Raw genomic sequence first — 18667 nt, 5'->3', positions numbered from 1 at the left:
CCGATCCTGACCTGCAGCGGAGCCCCACCCATCGCCCTGACCAGGCAGTTCCCGTTGGCCTGCGTTGGCCACCGACGGACGCTTACGGGTGTCCTGCAGACTGCGTGCGGACTGACGATGTCGATCACAAACCCGTGGCCGTCCAGGATGAGCTGGGGCGGCAGCCACCATCCTCCAGCGCTGACGGCAGCCTCGACGGGTGCAGTGCCAAGATCGCGCACCGCACCCGCTTATCGCTACGCCCCTCCACCTTGCCGGCGGCGAGGCACCCACGGGGCACGGCCGGGGACGGCTGGCAGCCGCTGATTGTCCGCGGGGTCCAGCGCGCGGCCAACCCGCCCCTCACACCGGCGTACGGCATCAGCGCTGGTGGAGTCCGGCAACGTGATCAGTGCCAGATGCGTCCAGCTCTCCCGGCGCGAGGAGTCCTCGCCGAGGTGAGTCCGAAGCCGAGGAGCCAGGGCGGCGCTGCGGCGGTGCACACTGCCGACGTAGAGCACCATCGCGGTGATGGTGCACGGGATATAGACGGCAGTGCGTATCTCCGGCCACTGCCGCCGAGCCAGGACATCAGCCATGGGCATGAGAAGCGGGCGTGACCATCCAAGCACCACTCCGTGCGAGTTCGCTCCGTGTACGCGCCCAATGCCCGGAACCTCGATGCTCAGGAGCGCATGGATGTGATCGACCAAGTCCGGGGCAAAACGCCTGGGCGGCCTCACTGGGCATCCACTGCGGGCCGACGGTCGCGGTTGAGCACCCGGTGCAGCGTCTCCCAGTCTTCGAGCCGCTCCGTGATCTTCTTCAAGGCAGGGATCGTCTTGTGCGGGTCATGCCACCCACGATCCTCGACGTACGCCAGCTCCTCCTTGTCGTCCTTGTGCTGGCTCATGTCCTCGACCAAGGTCCCGAGCTCCCGTACCCGATCGTTAACACGGTCAGTATCTTCAGCCACCAGCGCAGAAGCCGTCGGGTCCTCGATCTCGATCTTCTGCGACAGCGCTAGATCCCGCAGGCCCGTCTTGGTGAGCTGGTACTCATCGAGACAGAGGTCCGAGCGATCTTCAGCCCGCTGCCCCTCCGGTACCACACGGACCGGGAACCCGCGACGACCGTCGTAGATGGCCTGACCGAGCTGTTCCAGGCCATCCTTACTGCTGGCCAGTCGGCGCAGGATCTCAGCCGGCTCCTGCGATTCACCCTTACCCGCGCCGTGAGGACTGCGCTGGAGCAGAGGCCCCTTGTTCCCCGTCCCACACGTGAGGTGGAAGGCAGCCCGCGCCGCAATCTGTGCAATGCAAGATCCGAGATCGAGCTTCTGCCCCTTCGAGCGTGCCTCCACGGCGTCCCCCAGCTCGTTCCGGGCAGACTCAAGCAGCTCGCCGATGGGACGCATGTCAACCTGAAGGCTTCGTAGCTCCGTCATCTGCAGAGCGCGTTCCAGCGCCGACCGGCGGCTGTCGCGCGCGCTGTCATCGGCGATGGCACGGGCAATGACCTGGGCCGTCAGTTCGGGTCGGGCGTGCGTACGAAGCGTTCCGGTGACACCGCGGGTCTTGAGCGCAGCGCCAATGACGCAGTCAGCCGAATTGCCGGGGATATGGAGCAGGGACGCCATCCCAATGGCTGCGATGTCGTCGGCGTGGCATTCGCCCTCGCTGATGGCTGCCTGCGGCTTGTCCAACCAGCTCTTCACCCGCGATGCCTCGACGCCCGGCGGAACCGCAAGCTTCCCCTTCATGTGGAGGGCGTGCAGGACAGCCTCTGCCCGCGTCTGCCACTCCGTGTCGACGCTGAATGGTGTCGGGCGATCCAGGTGCTGCTGTGCCACGAGGCGCCGCCGGACCTCATCCATCGGCAGCAGGCCATCCACGCGCAGGACGAGTTTGGTGCGTGGCATTACGGCGCGCAGGAGCATCCGCTCCTCCGCCTCGCTAAGTGTTGTGTTGCCGGCGAGCACCTTGCCGGAGATGGACAGCAGCTCCGCACGACGCTGTTGAAGGGGGTGCAGACGGAGTTCCCGGGCATCTGTGGGTACCACCCGCAACCACTCCAAGACCTGGCTGGCGGTGATCTTCTCGGCCTCCTGGATGAAGTACGTACGGCCGTAGCAGTCCGCCGTCTCCCACCCGCCGAGCCAGGGCTGCTCTGGAAGCCCGACGAGCAGGGGGAACAGCAGGCCGCCGATGCGCACGCCATTAACAACGATGTCGCTGCCGTACTTGTTGTTGGCGTCGATCTCCGCGTCGACCTTGTCCAACTCGGTGAACAGGAAGCGTGCGGTGTCATCCAGAGACCCGCGTGCTCGGAGATCGAAGGTGAGAGCGGTGTTGGCCGGTGTGGTCTGATACTGGGGCAGCTCGAACGAACCGCTATACCGCTTGTGCGTCATCCGCAGGTTCTCCGGCGCACGGACCAGTGCGGCCATCATGACGTCGATGTACAGCGTGATGCCGGTGACCCCGGGCACGAGAACTTCGTGGCGCAGACGCTTGAGTTCATCAATCATGGCCTGCGGGTCAGCGGCCAGCCATGGGGTCGTCGAGGCGATCTCATCAGGGAGCCCAAGATCAATCAGTCGCTGACGGATCTCCTGATACTGCTTCGAAGTCAACTTGTTGATCTGACTCGCCCGCACGCGGAGATCACCGGCTCGCGTGAATGCTTCATCTTCTGGGCCCGCTTCGCCGACGAAGGTTGCCGGGATCTTTTCAGGCGCTGGAAGCTCGAGTTGGGGCTGATCGTTCATCTGCCGCGTTCTCCAGGATCACGGCGTGCGAGCACCGGCACGCCACGGCGTGCGATCAACGCGCGGGCAGGCCACCTCATGCCTGTGCCTCAGCATTTCCGGCCGCACGGTGCGAGATCTGCTCGAACCTGACGGACGGAGCGCGCACGGGTTGACACGAATGTTTGGCAGCCATGGATAACCATGCTGGTCTCGTCGCCCGTGAATGGTCTTCACGACCGGCGCACTCGGTAGATCCCGGCGAACTATCGCCGAGTCAGATAGTAGCTTCACCGCCAAGGCGTGAGGGGTAAGTCTCTGCAAATATCGCGGAGTTATTCACCGGCAGCGCGCATCTAGCCCACGATGCACCGCTGCTCCTGTTCAACGCCAGCCGTCGAGGGAGACCTGAGCACCACCCTCAAGGTAGCGGCGGAGGGCACTGGCGGTGGTGTCCACGAACGCATCGGGGATGGCGTTGGCATCGATCCAGCGGACCTGGGCGTGCTTGCGGGGTTCGCGGTTTTCGGGTCTGCCAGTCCATTCGTGCGTGGCGAAGACGACCGTGAGAAAGCCATTGGGGGACTCAACGCCCCAGGCACCGTGGATGATGTGGGCGACCTTGAGGGACTCCGGCTTCACCGTGAGGCCGGTCTCCTCGTAGAGCTCGCGGACGGCGGTTTCGGTGATGGGCTCACCTGGTTCGCTCTTGCCGACGGGGAGGTCCCACATGCCCTGGGCAAACTTGGCGTTCTCGCTGCGCTGGAGGAGGACGACGCGGTTAGTGGCCTTGTCATGGACGATGACTGCGGCGACCAGCAGGGTCATGGATTCGAGTGCCGGCTTGAGGGCCTTCGGCTGGTCGTCGGTTTGCTGGGCCACGGGGTTCCCTTCGTTGGGCGGGTTGTTGGGCATGTTAGGCGAGGGCTTCGCGGGCTCGGCGGGCGAGATCGGCCGCGCCGGGGACGCGGCGGCGCTGGTAGACCGCGAGGGTGGAGCGGATCGAGGAGATGGCCTTGCGGGTGCGGTCGGAGGTCATGCCCTCCATGAGGATCAGGGCCTGGGTCCAGGCGGCGACGGCTTCGTCGGCGCGGGCCTGGGCGGCGAGGCTGTCGCCGAGGTCGGCGTGGGTGAGGGCATGGACGCGCTTGTACTTCTCGGGGTCCCAGCGGGTGAGGGCGTCGCGGTGCTGTTGCTCGGTGCCGATGTGGTCGGCGAGGTCGGTCAACGTGCGTGCGGTGTGGCTGGCCACGGTGCCGGCGGCGGGGCCGCTCACGCGGGAGTAGCTGGGTTGCGGGACGTCGTCACGTAGGAGGGCGTCCTCGGCGGCGAGCAGGGCGCGTGCGGCTGACGAACTTTCCGCCGTGGCGGCGTAGGCGCGGGCGTGGGTGATGTGGAGGAGGGCTTCCGTCTGGCCGTCGGCGTGGCCAAGGCCCCGGCGGAGAGCGCCTTCGACGAGGTCGACACAGTGGTGGGGCTGCTTGAGGCTCAGCGCCTGGTGGGCGAGGGCGCGCATCATCCATGCGGCGTGGCCATGGGGGTCGGCTTCCCAGGCGAGTTGGTAACCGACCTGGTAATAGCGCTGGGCGGCACCCTCCTGCCCGAGGTCGTGGTGCTTCCACCCGGCCAGGTAGGCGAGCTCGGCGACGGCTCCGAAGGCTGCCCGGCGTAAGACTTCGCTGGGGAAGCGCCCGCGAAGCATGGGTGCGGCGGTGTCAGCGAGGTACGCGCAGACGGTGGTCAGACCGTGCCCGCCGCCGAGGCGTTCGTCGGCAGCGCTGAAGGCGGTGGTGATCTGGCGTACGACGTCCACGTCCTCCGCGCCGACCAGGGACGTGCCGGTGCGGGCGCGGAGCATGCGGGCTGTGGCCTCGTGGTCGTGGCTGAGGGGCATGGCGACGCCGGCGGTGGTGAAGGCTGCGATGGCGAGGAAGCGGCGGCGTTCGACGTCGGCGCGGCCCAGGTCGGTGACGGCGAGGACCGGATCGGCCTCCGTCGGCTCTTCGGCATCACCGGCATACAGACCGATCTCGGTCCGGGTGATCGGGCGTCCTGCTCGCCGGGACAGCGCCTCGGCCAGGTACTGACCCACCTGCCCTGACGGGGCTCGGCTGCCGTTCACCCAGTGCGAGACGGCCGACTTGTTGGTCTGGAGCATCTCGCCGTTCTCGGCAGCCACGCGACGCACGTCTCTTGCGAGCGCCTCGTAGGTGCATCCGGCCGCGTCGATGGCATCCCGCAGGCGGGAGTTGGCCTCTCTCTGCGCCGCCACGACCACCTCCGACCTGGAGCTGTAAACCGCGTATACCGCTTCAACTGCCTCCTACCGTACCCACTGAGCGTGACCACCGGTTCACTTATCAGCAGCCGCCCGGAATGGCGTGACCGTGATCCAGGCTCCCCCTTGGTCCGGGCGGCACCCCGAAGTTCCGTACGCCCATGCCGGGTTCTGGCACTCCTGTGTCCGGACCCGGCCGATCAGAGACGGAGACACGGTGACCACCATCGACACCACGGCCATCACGGTCGAGCTGCCCGAGGCGTTCGACCCGCGCTGGAGCCGCCTGCCCGGCATCCAGGTCGACGGCCGGCGCATCACCATCGAACCGGCCGAGTACTTCTTCCGCTTCGAGTCGAACACCTGGCTCGTCGCCGACTAGGAGCTGGTCAAGACCCAGCTCCTGGAGGTGAACGAGACGACCGAGAGCGCGGTCGAGCAGCTCGCGCTCGACTTCACCAAGCACCACGGCGAGTCCACCTCCGACGCGGCCCGCGTGCTGGCCACCGCGTACGAGGTGTACGCGTACCTGTTCCGTGACGAGCACCTCGCCGGCCTCGGTCTCCCGCAGATCACCGCCGACCACCTGCGGATGCTCCGTGAGGCGGCCACGCTGATGGCGCTCAACAAGGTCGAGCTGGACGGGCACATCTCCAACGTCGCTCCGTGCTGGTTCTTCCCCGCCGCCACCTCCGTCGTCTTCGACCTGGACGACGAGTTGGGCGGGATGCTCGACGAGGTCTATCACGGCGGCTGGTTCAACGAGCACCGGCGGATTGAGTCGATCAAGGCCCACGCCGCGCTCGGGGGACGGCTCGTGCACGGCTGCCAGTCCGTGCCGGACCAGTCCGGCGGCGTGGTCGCACCCTACGGTGCCTCGATGGCCAGGTTCCGTGACGACCTCGCCGCGTTCAAGGCGGGCTGGATCGAGCAGGTCTACGCCCACCGCGTGAACCCCGCCGCGTAGCCCACCCGACCAGGCTCCGGGGCGGGCCGGCCTCCCTCGCCCGCCCCGGACGCCACCATCCCCCGGAGCCCTCACATGCCCACTAACCCCAACGCCGAACTCCTCGACAACCTGCTCACCGCGACCGGCCAGCCCACTGTCCGACGGGAGGAGGTGCGGGTGTGGTCGATGTCCGGAGTCGAGCGCGTCACCTTCCCCGACGGCTCCACGGCCATCTTCAAATACGCCAAGAAGCCCTTCGACAGCGAGGACCAAGCCCTCCGCCTCGCCCACACGCTCGGCGTCCCCGTCCCCCAGATCCACGGTTCCGTCGTTCTCGACGGCTGGCTCGGCATGCTCATGGAGGACCTCGGGCCGTCCGCCCGCGAGGCCGATGACCTCGATGGCGTCGTTGCGGCGGTGGTCCTGCACAGCACCCGTAGGGCTCCCGGCCTGCCGGTCCTCGACCAGGAGCGGCTGCGCGCGCTGCCCATCCGAGCGCTGGAGCATCTCGAACGGCTGCGCAAGGCCGACCGGTGGCAGGACGCCGACGATGTCGAGAAGGCGCTCGACCGGATCGCTCAGGCCGCGGAAGCTCGCTCGGCCGGAGCAACGCTGGCGCCCTTCGGATGGGTGCACTCGGAGTTCCACCCCACCAGCCTGCATGTCGGCGAGCGCGAGTGGCGGCTGCTCGACTTCGCCCGCGCCTTCACCGGCCCCGGCCTGCTCGACCTCGCCAGCTGGCACGGGACCATCGAGCGCCCGCATCTCCTGCGGCTGCGCGTCTTCCTGGAGCAGTACGTCGTTGCCGGCGGCACCCCGGACGCTCTCGCCTCGCGGGGCGGGCTGACCGCCGAGAACTGGGCCCTGGGCTGGCACCGCATGTGGGCCGTCGAGTGGTTCATGGAGCAGGCGGTTCGCTGGATCAACGACCCGTCCACCGACCCCGGCTACATCAAGGTCGTCCGCCGCCACCTCACCGATGTGCTCCACCTCCTGGAGATCTGACGTGCTCGCCCAGTCCTCGCCATGGCACGCCCACGCCATCCAGCGCACCGCCGCCGGACTCGACGAACCTCTGACGGTACCCGCCCGGATGGAATGGACCACGAGACCCGGCCAAGGCCCCGCCGCCGAGATCCTCGGCCCGGACCTGCGCGGCAAGAGACTCCTGGAACTCGGCTGCGGCCCCGGCCACAACGTCGCCCACCTCGCCACGCGCCACGGTGCTCACGTCACCGGCGTCGACTTCGTCGGCCTCCAGGTCCGCCGCGCCCGCTCCCACTACGGACGGCTGAACAACCTCGGTTTCGTCGCCGGGCACGCTCTGCACTACCTGCATGCCTCCGACGAGCAGTTCGACGCGATCTACTCCGTCTTCGGCGCGGTGGGGCTCGTCGCTCCCGAGCTCCTGCTGGTAGCCAGCGCTCAACGCCTCAAGCCCGGTCGGGTGCTCGCCTTCTCCGTTCCGCACCCGCAGCGCGGCGACCGCAGCGTTTCTGGCGATGACCGGCCTCGCCGCGACTTCGTCACGCTGCCCGACCGCACCCGTCTCCCCATCGCCCGCTGGGAGTTCGACGCCGACCGCTGGGAGCGGCACCTCAGCCGGGCCGGCCTCCGCCTCACCTCCGCACAGGAATTCCACGACCTTCACATGGGCCGCTCGCCCGCCACCCTGCTGATCCGCGCCCACAAACTGTGACCGCTGGAGGTACCGATGCGCCCGCCCTACCTGCTCCTCGACGTCGACGGCGTCCTCATACCCTTCCCCGCCGCGGATGACTCGACCCCGGCCCCCCCCATGCTCGCCACGACGTAGTCCCCGAAGGCCGGAGCGCCGACAACCCGGTCACCGTCTGGCTCAATCCCGAGCACGGCCGCCTGCTCCTGGACGTCATCCGCACCGGGCTGTTCACCCCGGTCTGGTACACCAGCTGGCGGCAGGACGCCGCCACTCTCATCGGCCCCCTCCTGGGTCTGCCAGACCTGCCGTACGTCGACCTCCCACGCCCACAGATCACAAGTAGCCATCCCAACGGCTACCTCTGGAAACGCGACCACGTCGACGCATGGCTGGAGGACGCTCCCGCTGTCTGGATCGACGACGACTTCACCAGCCTCGACCGTGAATGGGCGACCGAGCGCACTGCGAAGGGAGCGACGACCCTCCTTGTTCAGCCCGACCCACACCTCGGGCTGCGGCCTGAGCACCTGACCGAGGTCACGGCATGGGCCTCGCAGTTGCCCAGCCCGCGCCGCCTGACGACTGATGCCCTCGCTGTCACGATCAACGAGAGCATCAGGGTGCGTCGTGGCGCCCGACTACCCTGGGCGCGGCCAGGGGCCGAGACTCAACTCATGCGGAGCCCAATGCCCTGTCGGACCTGAGGATCGGAGACAGCCGCCATCCGTCACACCGAACGGTCAGGCGGATCGTCGAGTTCCAGCGACCGGAGTAAGGCCACGACGGCTAGATAGAAGAGCGACATCCTTCGGGTTGAAGCTCCGCTGGAGCCCCTTGAGAACGGCTTGTTGCGTCTCTGGCGTCCAGAAGATCCGCAGACGCTCACGCGCCCGAGTGACGGCCGTATAGAAGATGCTATGTGTGATGTCATTCTCGTTGGCGTCGGTGATGACGATCTTGACGGAGTCGTACTCGAGACCCTGTGCCTTGTGGATCGAAACTGCATAGGCCACCTGAAACGGCACGGTGGTGTTCAGTGAGTCATCGTCCTCGTCGCTGATGTCGTAGTCGTAGACAGAGAATCGCACGGTCGCGTCCCCCATCCACTCCAGTTCCTCACCGTCAACGTCGAACTCGCTTACCGTTCGGTCGAGTTCGACGTCGAACTGGATCCGCCCAGGGAAGCGCTCGATATCGACAATTCGGCCCTTCAGGTTGTTGTAGATCAGAGGCCGGAATCGCTCAGTCTCGTTAAAGAGAACCGGATCGCCGACCTTATACGTGGAGACGCGCCAAGCGGTCGCTGCACCAGGGTTGCTGCTCTGGAGAAAGCGGTTGATGTTATTGATGCCGTACAAGCCATCATAGTTCAGACACAAGATGATCTCGTCGTCGCGCTGGGCTTCGAACAGTGTCTTGTCGAGCACGGTCGAGTATCCGTTGCGAGCCATCACCTCGGCGATGTCATCGTTAGTGTTCCGTACCTTATCCCAAAAGCCTAGGAGTGATTCGTTTTTTGTTCTGAAGGGTGTTGTTAGTTCGAATACTGACGCGACCGGGATGAAGGATCGAATGATGCCGAACCAATTTCCGAACTGGATCGACTCAATCTGGTAGACGTCGCCCACGAGCACGAGCAACTTGAAGGACGTCTTCTCCAGCACCTTGAGAAGGTCAGTGTTGCTGACTGTGCTGCACTCATCGATGACGAGGAGGTCGCACTCCGGATCCATGGCGCTTCTGTAGATCTGGCTACTGATCGTCCGGAAAGTTGAGTTCTGCGCATTCACCTTTCGCTTGAGGTTGTCGATCGCCGGGTTGGTGTGCGCGAGAAAGAGTTTCTCCTTGTCGTTGAAGTATTTCGCGATGTGGTCCACCATCGTTGACTTTCCAGTGCCGGCCGCGCCGTAGATCAACGCCACGCGCGACTGGCTGAACAACCTTCTGAGCGCATCCTTCTTACCCTCGTCGTCCATTCCGCGAAGTGTCTCATCGAGCCAATGATCGACGGCTTGGCTGTAACCGTCGATTCCGGACGATGCACGCTCCTGGAGCTTCTCGACGATGGCGACGGTATCGTCCTCGTACCCACAGATAAAGACGTGTCCTTTATCCAGGACGAGTCGGCGATCTCTGTGCTTATAGTAGAGCTTTTTGTTGTAGGTAGAGATCAATTCGTTGACATCTCCGAGCTCCACGAGATCGGCCTCAGGAGTGTAGAGAATTCCGTGACGATCCACGTTGTTTTTCACACGCCGAGCGAGTAGTTCATGGCTTCGCCCGGTCATGCCGACGCTCTCAACAAGATCCCAATACCTCGGATTGTGTCCCGGCAGTGAGGTGCAGAGCGGCATAGTGTCGAACGGAATGCAGCCAAACTGGAGTTTCATCCCGGAGAGACGGCCGCATTCTTGCCAGGAATACTGCGGCTTCAGAACCTGGTTGTACATCCGCAGCATTAGATAACGGATTACGTTGTGGCCCGGAGTTGCTGACCTCACGATGCGGCGTGCTTCATCCAGCATGGAGAAAATCTGCGGCTGGCTAGCGCCAGCCGTACCTGTTGTCTTCGCCCTCGCGTACTCGTCGTCGGGCATGTCAATCAAGTCGAGCAAGTTGCCCGAACTCGCGGTCAGCCCATGCATCAGGTAGCGGTACTCCGGAGAGTTAGTCCGAACAGTTATGTCGATATCCAGAAGGCGAGCGAAGTTCTTGAACTCGCACGGACGGATGGAAACTTCCCACTCACGGATGATCGTGATCGGCATCGACTGACCGAGCACCTCGATCGAGTCGCTTTGGAGCGAAAGCATCGCCGCGTACTCGTCGGTCATGTCGATTTCGGTGAAGGCGATGATGCGGTCAAACTTGCTCACCTTATTGACAGCTCGATAGAAGGTGACCTCATAGAAGATTCGACCTCCGACGAAGAATGGGCGTGTCTTGTGGATGTAGTACCGGCTTCGTGCCCCGGCGTCCGACGTAGGTGTCGGACGAACCAAATCGATCCTCGCGGCGATTTTCTCGTGATACTCTCGCAGTGATGGATCGAGGTCGACCGGGAATGCCTCGAGATTCGTCAATGCTGCGATCCCGCAGCTGTCCTTGAGTAGGCTGCGGATGCGATGGAGATACTCGTAGTACTTGAGCATCAGCCGCTCGGAGGCATCCCCGTCCAGGGTGTAGTGGGAGGCGCTCATCTGGATGAGCTTGTGGAATTTTCCGAGGAAATTGAGCTTTGCCTTGGATTTAGCGAAGGCGAGTCCGGGCTCTACGGCCGCGTAGTTGAACTCGGCGTCAGACCGGCCAGTATGAAGACGTACCGAAACCCCCTCGACTAGATTGCGGAGCTGGGCGAGGACATTCTGTGAGAGCAGTGCCCGCTGGTCGGTGAGCGACGCGATATTCCGGCAGATTGCCTCATCCGCACTCTTGATCTGTTCATCAACGGTGGTCACGAGCGATACCCCTGCCCGTTCGGTGCCCCAAACTGTCGAGGCACTGCTGGCTTTGGCAATTGACGTCACGCAGTTGGGTGCGAGGGCGGTCATCATAACCTCGAACTGCATAGTGTTGCGGCGGAATTGTGAATGCAGCAGCTCGTGGACGACGACCTGTCGTGAAGCCCTCCGCCTCCGCGGTGAGATCCTCCGCGGAGTCACCCCCTCGGGCGCGGGAGCCCCCTGGCAACGTCACGCGCTGGGGTGGTTGCGTCGGTCTCCCCCAAGCCAGTCCCTTCATCGGGCTTCTGGCTAGGAGAGGCCGGGGCAGCTGCTTACCATGCGGCCTGTTCCGCCCGTCCCTTCGAGCTAGGTCGAAGGAGCCTGGCGCGAGTCTGGGACAGAAGGTCAGATGCCCTCGCCGCGACGGACAGCGAGGGCATCTGACCGGAGTCAGCGGCGCTGACCGCGTTCGGCGGGCCTCATAGCCATCGGTATTGCCGGAGGGTGCAGTGTGGTGGAGACGCACGAGGCGCCGCTGATGGTGCGTCGCCCGCGGGCGGCTTGCGCCCGTTTGTTCGGCTGCGCGGTGATGCGCCAGTTGAGGACCTCGGCGGGGTTCTCGGCGCTGTCGAGGTCCCGCTGGGAACTCACTTCGGCTAGGAGGTGTCGGGAGTTGTGGCCGTCGGTCTCGGCGCGGGCGAGGGTGGTGGTCAGCGCAGGCCAGGAGGGGTCGGCCATGATGCGGTCGGCGTGGTCGGGGAGGGCCGCGCGGAGGTCCTGCTCGAAGCGGCGGGCGGTCCCGGCCCGTGGTGTGCGGCGGGTCAGGTCTGCCAGGACGAGTGCGGCGGCCTGCTGGTAGCCAGCCTGGAGGTGGCGGAAGGCTTCGTCGGCTGCTGCGGCTTGCTGTTGGTGGCCGCGCTGCTCGTGCCACTTGGCGGCGGCGCGGGCCAGGTGCACGGTGGCGAAGAGCAGGGCGATGGCGAGTCCGCCGGGTTCGTTGGAGGCGTAGGCAAGTTCCTTGGCGGCTTGGCGCAGGGCGTGGGCTGCTTGGTGGTCGGCGCGGGTAGCGGATCGGCGGGCGCGGTTGAAGGCCGAGGCGGCGGCGCGTAGCTCTGCGCGGTGTGGGCCGGGTGTGGCGCTGGCGATGTTGTAGAGGGCCTCGCCGAAGGCGGCGAGGTGGGCCTGGGCGGTGGCATCGTCGTCGGAGTCGAGGGCGGTGTGCGCCGTCTGAATCGCGGTGACGGCGTGCTCCCACGGCCCGGCAGGGTCTCCCGCGAACCTGGGGCGGTCGGCTATCTCCTGGTCGGGGAGGCGTTCGCGGAGGCGGTTGATCGATAGGTCAGGTGCGAGCTTCGAGCCGCCGTACCAGACCGGTTCGCCAGCACTGTTCGTGTCGCTGGGTGCGGCGACGCTGTAGCCGATCACGTCGCCGCTCTCGGGGCCGAGACGCGTCTTGACCTTGATGCCGAGGGACTGCAGAACGGTGAAGTAGTCGGCCTCGGTGTGTACGGCGGCTGCGACCGCGTACGCCCGCTCGCGCAGCCACTGCCGTGCCGTCACGGTCTGGCCCTGGCGCTCGGCCTTGGCGCGTTCGGCGCCGGTGGGGGTTCGAGGCGCGGTGAGGTCGCCGGACTTCAGGCGGCGCAGTCCGAACTCGGTCTCGATCCTGCGGCACTCCGCCTGGGCCCGTCGGCCGTCCTGGTGGGTGCGTGGGCGGCGTCCGTCGGCGCGGACGGTGGTGGCCATGATGTGGATGTGGTCGTCGGCGTGGCGTACCGCGATCCATCGGCATGCCTTCTCGTCGCCGTCGGGGGCGATGCCCGTGGCGTGCACGACGCGGCGGGCGACTTCAGCCCATTCGGTGTCGGTGAGGTAGCGGTCGCCGGGGGCGGTGCGGACCGGGCAGTGCCAGACGTGCTGTGGTGGCTTCTTGCCGCCGAGCTCGCGGGTGCGGAGGTCGACGTGGTGGTCGAGTCGCCTGGCGAGCTGGGAGTAGGTGGCTGCTGGGTCGCGGCCGGGGTCCGGGGCGCCGGCCATGTCCCAGGCGGCGACGATGTGAGGGTTGGTGTGCTCGTCGCGGCGGCCGGGGCCGAAGAGGTAGGCGATCAGTCCGCGGCTGTCGGAACCGGTGGAGACATCAGGAACCATGAGCCGTGCCGTCCGCCAAGAGCTGGTCCATGAGGTGGAAGCTGTTCTGTGCCGCTTGCTGGACGCGGTGCTCACCCCGCCGTCGGATCAACCTCGACGAGGCGCTCGCCTTCTCCCGCGTCTTCGAACTGCCCCTCGAAGAGCTCATGTCACCGCCCTTGGAAGGGCTCGACATCGACAGCCGACGACTCGTCCAGGAAGCCGTCGAAGCGTTCTACGAAACTCGCGACGCCCGCGACCGCCTGCACCGCGCCGTGGTCGCCGTCGCCGACCACATCAAGGCACACCCCGACAGCTCACGCGCGATCAACGAGCAGTGCCTCCGCCTCATGGGCGACGAGCGGGACGCTCGCACCCTCACCAGCGACATCGAGGACGGCGGCCACTACTGACAGCCAGCACGAAGGAGAAGCCACTTGGCGAACATCCAGAAGCGACCCAACGGCAAATGGCGTGCCCGCTACCGCGATCTCGACGGCAAGGAACACGCCCGCCACTTCGACCGCAAGATCGACGCCCAGCGCTGGCTCGACGAGGTCACGACCAGCGTGGTCACCGGGCAGTACGTCGACCCGCGTTCGGCGAAGAAGCCCTTCAAGGAGTACGCGGAGGAGTGGCGGGCCAGCCAGCCGCACCGGCCGTCGACGGCCAAGGCCGTAGCCCAGCACCTGCGTTGCTACGCCTTCCCCGTCTGGGAGAAGCGAGCACTCGGCGCGATCAAGCCCGGTGACGTGCAGAGTTGGATCACCAGCCTGACAACCACCCACAAGCTCGCCGCGAGCACCTCACGCACCGTCTTCAACACGGTCAACGCCGTCTTCCGGGCAGCAGTCCGCGACCGCATGATTCCGCACAACCCCTGCACCGACGCGAAGCTGCCCTCAGTCCCGAGGAAAAAGGTCGTACCCCTGGCCGTCGAGCAGGTGCGGACGCTGGCCGAGGAGATACCCGGCCGCTACAGGGGCCTGGTCCTGCTGGGCGCATGCACGGGGCTCCGCCCCGGCGAACTCTTCGGCCTCCAGCTCCGGCACGTGGACCTGCTGCACGCCACCGTCTCGGTCGAGCAGCAGGTCCAGCAGACCGCCAAGCACGGCGTGTACGTCTGCCCGCCCAAGACCGCTCGATCACACCGCACGGTCCCGCTCCCCCGCATAGCGGTGGATGCGATGAAGGCCCACCTGCGGGACTTCCCCGCCGATGGGCCCGAGAGCTGGATCTTCACGGCGCCGCAGGGCGGGCCCGTGGTCTACACGCACTTCATGGACGGATCCTGGCGGCCCGCCTGCGCGAAGGCCGGCATACCGAAGGGCACCGGACCCCACGACGCCCTCCGGCACCATTACGCCAGCCTGCTGATCAAGCACGGCGAGTCCGTGAAGACGGTCTCCGAGCGCCTCGGCCACACCAACGCGGCCATGACGCTGAACATCTACACCCACCTGTGGCCCGACTCCGAGGAGCGGACCCGGGCTGCCGTCGACAAGGCGTACGCGGACCAGTCCGCCGATACCCAGCCGCAGGTCGACGAAGCGGCATAGCCGCTCCCCCGCGCGCTGACCGAAGTCAGCACGCTGCGGACTCCGTGCGGACCGCAAAGGCCGCCCAACCCGCTCCGTCGCAGGTCAGACGGCCTTTGGCCGAACGTATTAGACGTTGAAGCGGAACTCCACGACGTCGCCGTCCTGCATCACGTAGTCCTTGCCCTCCATGCGCGCCTTGCCCTTGGAGCGGGCCTCCGCGACCGAGCCCGTCTCGACGAGGTCGTCGAAGGAGACGATCTCCGCCTTGATGAAGCCCTTCTGGAAGTCGGTGTGGATCACACCGGCCGCCTCCGGAGCCGTGGCGCCCTTCTTGATCGTCCAGGCGCGGGCTTCCTTCGGGCCTGCCGTGAGGTAGGTCTGGAGGCCCAGGGTGTCGAAGCCGACGCGGCCGAGGGTGGCCAGGCCGGGCTCCTCCTGGCCCATGGACTGGAGGAGTTCGAGGGCCTCGTCGTCGTCGAGCTCGATCAGCTCGGACTCGATCTTGGCGTTGAGGAAGATGGCCTCCGCCGGGGCGACCAGGGCGCGCTGCTCGTTCTTGAAGTCCTCGTCGACGAGCTCGTCCTCGTCGACGTTGAACACGTACAGGAAGGGCTTCGTCGTGAGCAGGTGCAGCTCGTGGAGCAGGCGGCCCTTCTCGGTGCCGGCCGTGATGCCCTGGGAGAAGAGCGTGTCGCCCGCCTCGAGGATCTTCTGGGCGTCCTCGACCGCGGCGAGGACCGCGACCTTGTCCTTCTGGAGGCGGGCCTCCTTCGTCAGGCGCGGGACGGCCTTCTCGACGGACTGGAGGTCGGCGAGGATCAGCTCGGTGTTGATCGTCTCGATGTCGTCCTTGGGCGAGACCTTGCCGTCGACGTGGACGACGTTCTCGTCCTTGAAGGCGCGGATGACCTGGCAGATCGCATCGGACTCGCGGATGTTCGCGAGGAACTTGTTGCCCAGGCCCTCGCCCTCGCTCGCGCCCCGCACGATGCCCGCGATGTCGACGAAGTCGACCGTGGCGGGGAGCAGCTTCTGCGAGCTGAAGATCTCGGCGAGCTTGTTCAGGCGCGGGTCGGGGACGCCCACGACGCCGACGTTCGGCTCGATGGTGGCGAACGGGTAGTTGGCCGCCAGCACGTCGTTCTTGGTCAGGGCGTTGAAAAGGGTCGACTTGCCGACATTCGGCAGGCCGACGATTCCGATCGTGAGCGACACTTTGGCGACTTCCTGAAGTGAGGAGAGGGGCTGTGCGGGCGGGCCGGGGGTGGACCGATTCTCCAGTTTACGGGCGGGGCCGGTCGGCCCGTCACGGGTGCGGGGACGGGGATCGGGGAAGGGCCCGCCGGGAGCCGGTCCAGGGCCGAACGGTCATGTTTCGGCCGTGCGGTATCGAACGCAACGCCAAGGTCACCCAAAGCGCGTGTCCAACGCCCGAAAGAGTGCACCCGGCGTCCTAGGTTGTCGGGGTGGAGCAGCACAGGACACGTACCCCGCAGCGCACCCAGTCCCCGCAGGGCCGGCCGGCACCGCCCGGCGGCCTCGGCGAGGTGACGGGTGCGGCCGGTTATCCGGTGGCGGTTGCGGTCGCCCCGGCGCCGGCGGCCGGCCCGGGCCCAGGGCCCCGGCGCGGGGCCCCGCCCGTGGTCCTGGCGCTGCGCAGATTCCCCAACCCCCGGCTGACCGGCATCGGCGCCGGTCTCTTCGCGGCCCTGACGATGTTCCTGCTGGCCTGCGTCGGCCGGCTGCTCTTCGGCGGTTCGGAGCTCGTGTACGGGCTGCTCTTCCTGCCCGTCAGCGCCCTGACCGCCCTCTGGGTGCGGCCCGCCGACCTGGTGACCGCCCCGATCATCGTGCCCATCGCCTTCGCGGTCGGCGTGGTCCCCGTCGCCGGGGGCACGGGCGGCTTCGGCGGACAGGCGATGGCCGTCGTGACCGCGCTCGCCGTCCAGGCGGGCTGGCTGTACGGGGGCACGCTCATCGCGGGTCTCATCGCCTCCGTACGGAAGATCCGGCAGATGCGGGAGCGGCAGCGGCACCTGGTCAGGGCCGACCGGGCGGCCCGCCGCCCCCGCGCCTAGAAGCTACTTGCCGGCGGCCGCCATGGCCGCTCCGACGATGCCCGCGTTGTTCTGCAGCTGGGCCGGGACCATCTCGGCCCGTACGTGTTCGATGAGCGGCAGGAACTTCTCCGCCTTACGGCTGACGCCCCCGCCGATGATGAAGAGCTCGGGCGAGAACAGCATCTCCACGTGGACCAGGTATTTCTGCACCCGGTGCGCCCAGTGGTGCCAGCTGAGGTCCTCGTCCTCCTTGGCCTTCGTGGATGCGCGCTTCTCCGCGTCGTGGCCGTGCAGTTCCAGGTGGCCGAGCTCCGTGTTGGGGACGAGCTGCCCGTCGGTGAAGACCGCGCTGCCGATGCCCGTACCGAGGGTCAGCATGATGACCGTGCCCTTGCGGTCGCGGCCCGCCCCGAACGTCATCTCGGCGACACCCGCCGCGTCGGCGTCGTTGAGGATCGTGACGGACTGCCCGATACGGTCACTGAGCAGCGCCCGGGCGTCCTTGTCGACCCAGCCCTTGTCCACGTTGGCCGCGGTCCTGGTGATGCCGCCGGTGACGACTCCGGGGAACGTGATGCCGACCGGCCCCCGCCAGTCGAAATGGCCGACGACCTCGGCCACACCGTCGGCCACGCTCTCGGGCGTGGCCGGGTGAGGTGTCAGTACCTTGTGGCGCTCCTGCGCCAGTTCTCCGCGGTCCAGGTCAACGGGCGCACCCTTGATCCCCGAACCGCCGATATCCACACCGAAGATCTCCATGTGATCCACGGTACGGGCAGGTGGCGAGGATCACTCCCCGGAAGGGCGATCCGGCGGGTGTACCCGGGGCGCCCGGCCTGCAGCCGGGCGCGCCCCGGTCACTTCGCGGAGAGCGCGGCTGCCTCGGCCCGCAGGTCGCGCCGGAGCTCCTTGGGCAGCGAGAAGGTGATCGACTCGTCGGCCGTCTTCACCGTCTCCACGTCCGCGTAACCCCGCTCGCCCAGCCACTCCAGCACGCCGTCGACGAGGACGTCGGGCACCGAGGCGCCGGAGGTGAGTCCGACGGTGGTGACGCCCTCCAGCCACGCCTCGTCGATCTCGGCGGCGAAGTCCACGAGGTGGGCGGCGGGGGCGCCGGCGTCCAGGGCGACCTCGACCATGCGGATCGAGTTGGAGGAGTTCTTCGAGCCGACGACGATGACCAGCTCGGCGTCCTCGGCCAGCTTCTTCACCGCGATCTGGCGGTTCTGCGTGGCGTAGCAGATGTCGTCGCTAGGCGGGGAGAGGAGGTTCGGGAACTTCTGCTTGAGCGCGCCGACGGTCTCCATCGTCTCGTCGACGGAGAGCGTGGTCTGGGAGAGCCAGACGACCTTCGACTCGTCGCGGACCTCGACGTTCGCCACGTCGTCGGGGCCGTCGACCAGCGTGATGTGGTCGGGGGCCTCGCCGCTCGTGCCGATGACTTCCTCGTGGCCCTCGTGGCCGATCAGGAGGATGTCGTAGTCCTCCTTGGCGTAGCGGACGGCTTCCTTGTGGACCTTGGTGACCAGCGGGCAGGTCGCGTCGATCGTGGCGAGCTTGCGCTCGGCGGCCTCGGCGTGGACGGTCGGGGCGACCCCGTGTGCGGAGAACATCACGATGGAGCCCTCGGGCACCTCCGCGGTCACGTCGACGAAGATCGCGCCCTTCTTCTCGAGGGTCTGCACGACGTACTTGTTGTGCACGATCTCGTGACGGACGTAGACCGGGGCACCGTACTGCTCCAGTGCTTTCTCGACGGCGATCACGGCGCGGTCCACGCCCGCGCAGTAGCCACGGGGCGCTGCGAGCAGGACACGGCGGGCAGGAGAAGCAGTCATGCGTCCCATCGTAAGGCCGTAC

The 18667-nt window shown here is 66.8% G+C and carries 12 protein-coding genes and 3 pseudogenes; 7 read left to right on the top strand and 8 right to left on the bottom strand.

Annotation, left to right across the window (positions count from 1 at the left end):
• Nucleotides 1–718: 718 nt before the first annotated feature.
• The 3 genes from ACIQM3_RS04020 to ACIQM3_RS04010 all read right to left on the bottom strand — a co-directional run bounded on the left by ACIQM3_RS04020 (nt 719) and on the right by ACIQM3_RS04010 (nt 5000).
• Entirely contained in the window at nt 719–2749 is a 2031-nt protein-coding gene (locus ACIQM3_RS04020) for a hypothetical protein (RefSeq protein WP_401618404.1), read from the bottom strand.
• Between the two features lie 363 nt (nt 2750–3112).
• A complete protein-coding gene (locus ACIQM3_RS04015) occupies nt 3113–3643 on the bottom strand; it encodes an NUDIX domain-containing protein (protein ID WP_401618401.1) in 531 nt (176 codons plus the stop codon).
• A 1-nt stretch (nt 3644) separates the two neighbouring features.
• Nucleotides 3645–5000, bottom strand: a complete 1356-nt coding sequence (locus tag ACIQM3_RS04010; RefSeq protein ID WP_401618398.1) for a tetratricopeptide repeat protein — start codon at nt 4998–5000, stop codon at nt 3645–3647.
• A gap of 223 nt (nt 5001–5223) precedes the next feature.
• Here ACIQM3_RS04010 and ACIQM3_RS04005 point away from each other — a divergent pair.
• From ACIQM3_RS04005 to ACIQM3_RS03990, 4 genes and pseudogenes are all read left to right on the top strand, one after another.
• Nucleotides 5224–5973 (top strand): annotated as a pseudogene (locus ACIQM3_RS04005) (hypothetical protein).
• Between the two features lie 75 nt (nt 5974–6048).
• Nucleotides 6049–6960, top strand: a complete 912-nt coding sequence (locus ACIQM3_RS04000; protein ID WP_401618396.1) for an aminoglycoside phosphotransferase family protein — start codon at nt 6049–6051, stop codon at nt 6958–6960.
• A gap of 1 nt (nt 6961) precedes the next feature.
• Nucleotides 6962–7654 carry a class I SAM-dependent methyltransferase gene (locus ACIQM3_RS03995; protein WP_401618393.1) on the top strand — a complete coding sequence of 231 codons (693 nt, stop codon included), beginning with the start codon at nt 6962–6964 and terminating at the stop codon, nt 7652–7654.
• Between the two features lie 15 nt (nt 7655–7669).
• Nucleotides 7670–8208 (top strand): annotated as a pseudogene (locus ACIQM3_RS03990) (HAD domain-containing protein); the annotation flags it as partial.
• A 168-nt stretch (nt 8209–8376) separates the two neighbouring features.
• Here the strand turns inward: ACIQM3_RS03990 and ACIQM3_RS03985 are convergent.
• Together ACIQM3_RS03985 and ACIQM3_RS03980 are read right to left on the bottom strand one after the other, a co-directional pair.
• On the bottom strand, nt 8377–11205 hold the full coding sequence (locus ACIQM3_RS03985; RefSeq protein WP_401618390.1) for an ATP-dependent RecD-like DNA helicase: 2829 nt from the start codon (nt 11203–11205) through the stop codon (nt 8377–8379).
• A 324-nt stretch (nt 11206–11529) separates the two neighbouring features.
• Nucleotides 11530–13227, bottom strand: a complete 1698-nt coding sequence (locus ACIQM3_RS03980) for a relaxase/mobilization nuclease domain-containing protein (protein ID WP_401618387.1) — start codon at nt 13225–13227, stop codon at nt 11530–11532.
• Between the two features lie 71 nt (nt 13228–13298).
• Between ACIQM3_RS03980 and ACIQM3_RS03975 the strand changes: the two are divergent.
• A pseudogene (locus ACIQM3_RS03975) lies at nt 13299–13619 on the top strand (XRE family transcriptional regulator); the annotation flags it as partial.
• A 24-nt stretch (nt 13620–13643) separates the two neighbouring features.
• Entirely contained in the window at nt 13644–14765 is a 1122-nt protein-coding gene (locus tag ACIQM3_RS03970) for a tyrosine-type recombinase/integrase (RefSeq protein WP_401618384.1), read from the top strand.
• A gap of 108 nt (nt 14766–14873) precedes the next feature.
• Here ACIQM3_RS03970 and ychF read toward each other — a convergent pair whose 3' ends face one another.
• Nucleotides 14874–15962 carry a redox-regulated ATPase YchF gene (ychF, locus tag ACIQM3_RS03965; RefSeq protein ID WP_401618381.1) on the bottom strand — a complete coding sequence of 363 codons (1089 nt, stop codon included), beginning with the start codon at nt 15960–15962 and terminating at the stop codon, nt 14874–14876.
• Nucleotides 15963–16213: 251 nt separating this feature from the next.
• On the opposite strand from ychF, the gene ACIQM3_RS03960 reads away from it, so the two are divergent.
• Nucleotides 16214–16825 carry a DUF6542 domain-containing protein gene (locus tag ACIQM3_RS03960; protein WP_401618378.1) on the top strand — a complete coding sequence of 204 codons (612 nt, stop codon included), beginning with the start codon at nt 16214–16216 and terminating at the stop codon, nt 16823–16825.
• A gap of 3 nt (nt 16826–16828) precedes the next feature.
• Here the strand turns inward: ACIQM3_RS03960 and ppgK are convergent, their stop codons facing one another.
• Both ppgK and ACIQM3_RS03950 read right to left on the bottom strand, forming a co-directional pair.
• Nucleotides 16829–17566, bottom strand: a complete 738-nt coding sequence (ppgK, locus tag ACIQM3_RS03955; protein WP_401618375.1) for a polyphosphate--glucose phosphotransferase — start codon at nt 17564–17566, stop codon at nt 16829–16831.
• Nucleotides 17567–17664: 98 nt separating this feature from the next.
• Nucleotides 17665–18654 carry a 4-hydroxy-3-methylbut-2-enyl diphosphate reductase gene (locus ACIQM3_RS03950; RefSeq protein ID WP_401618372.1) on the bottom strand — a complete coding sequence of 330 codons (990 nt, stop codon included), beginning with the start codon at nt 18652–18654 and terminating at the stop codon, nt 17665–17667.
• Between the last annotated feature and the right edge of the window lie 13 nt (nt 18655–18667).

It is taken from the genome of Streptomyces sp. NPDC091271, assembly GCF_044757505.1.
Classification (GTDB): Bacteria; Actinomycetota; Actinomycetes; order Streptomycetales; family Streptomycetaceae; genus Streptomyces.
This window is presented reverse-complemented; position numbering and strand designations above follow the sequence as displayed.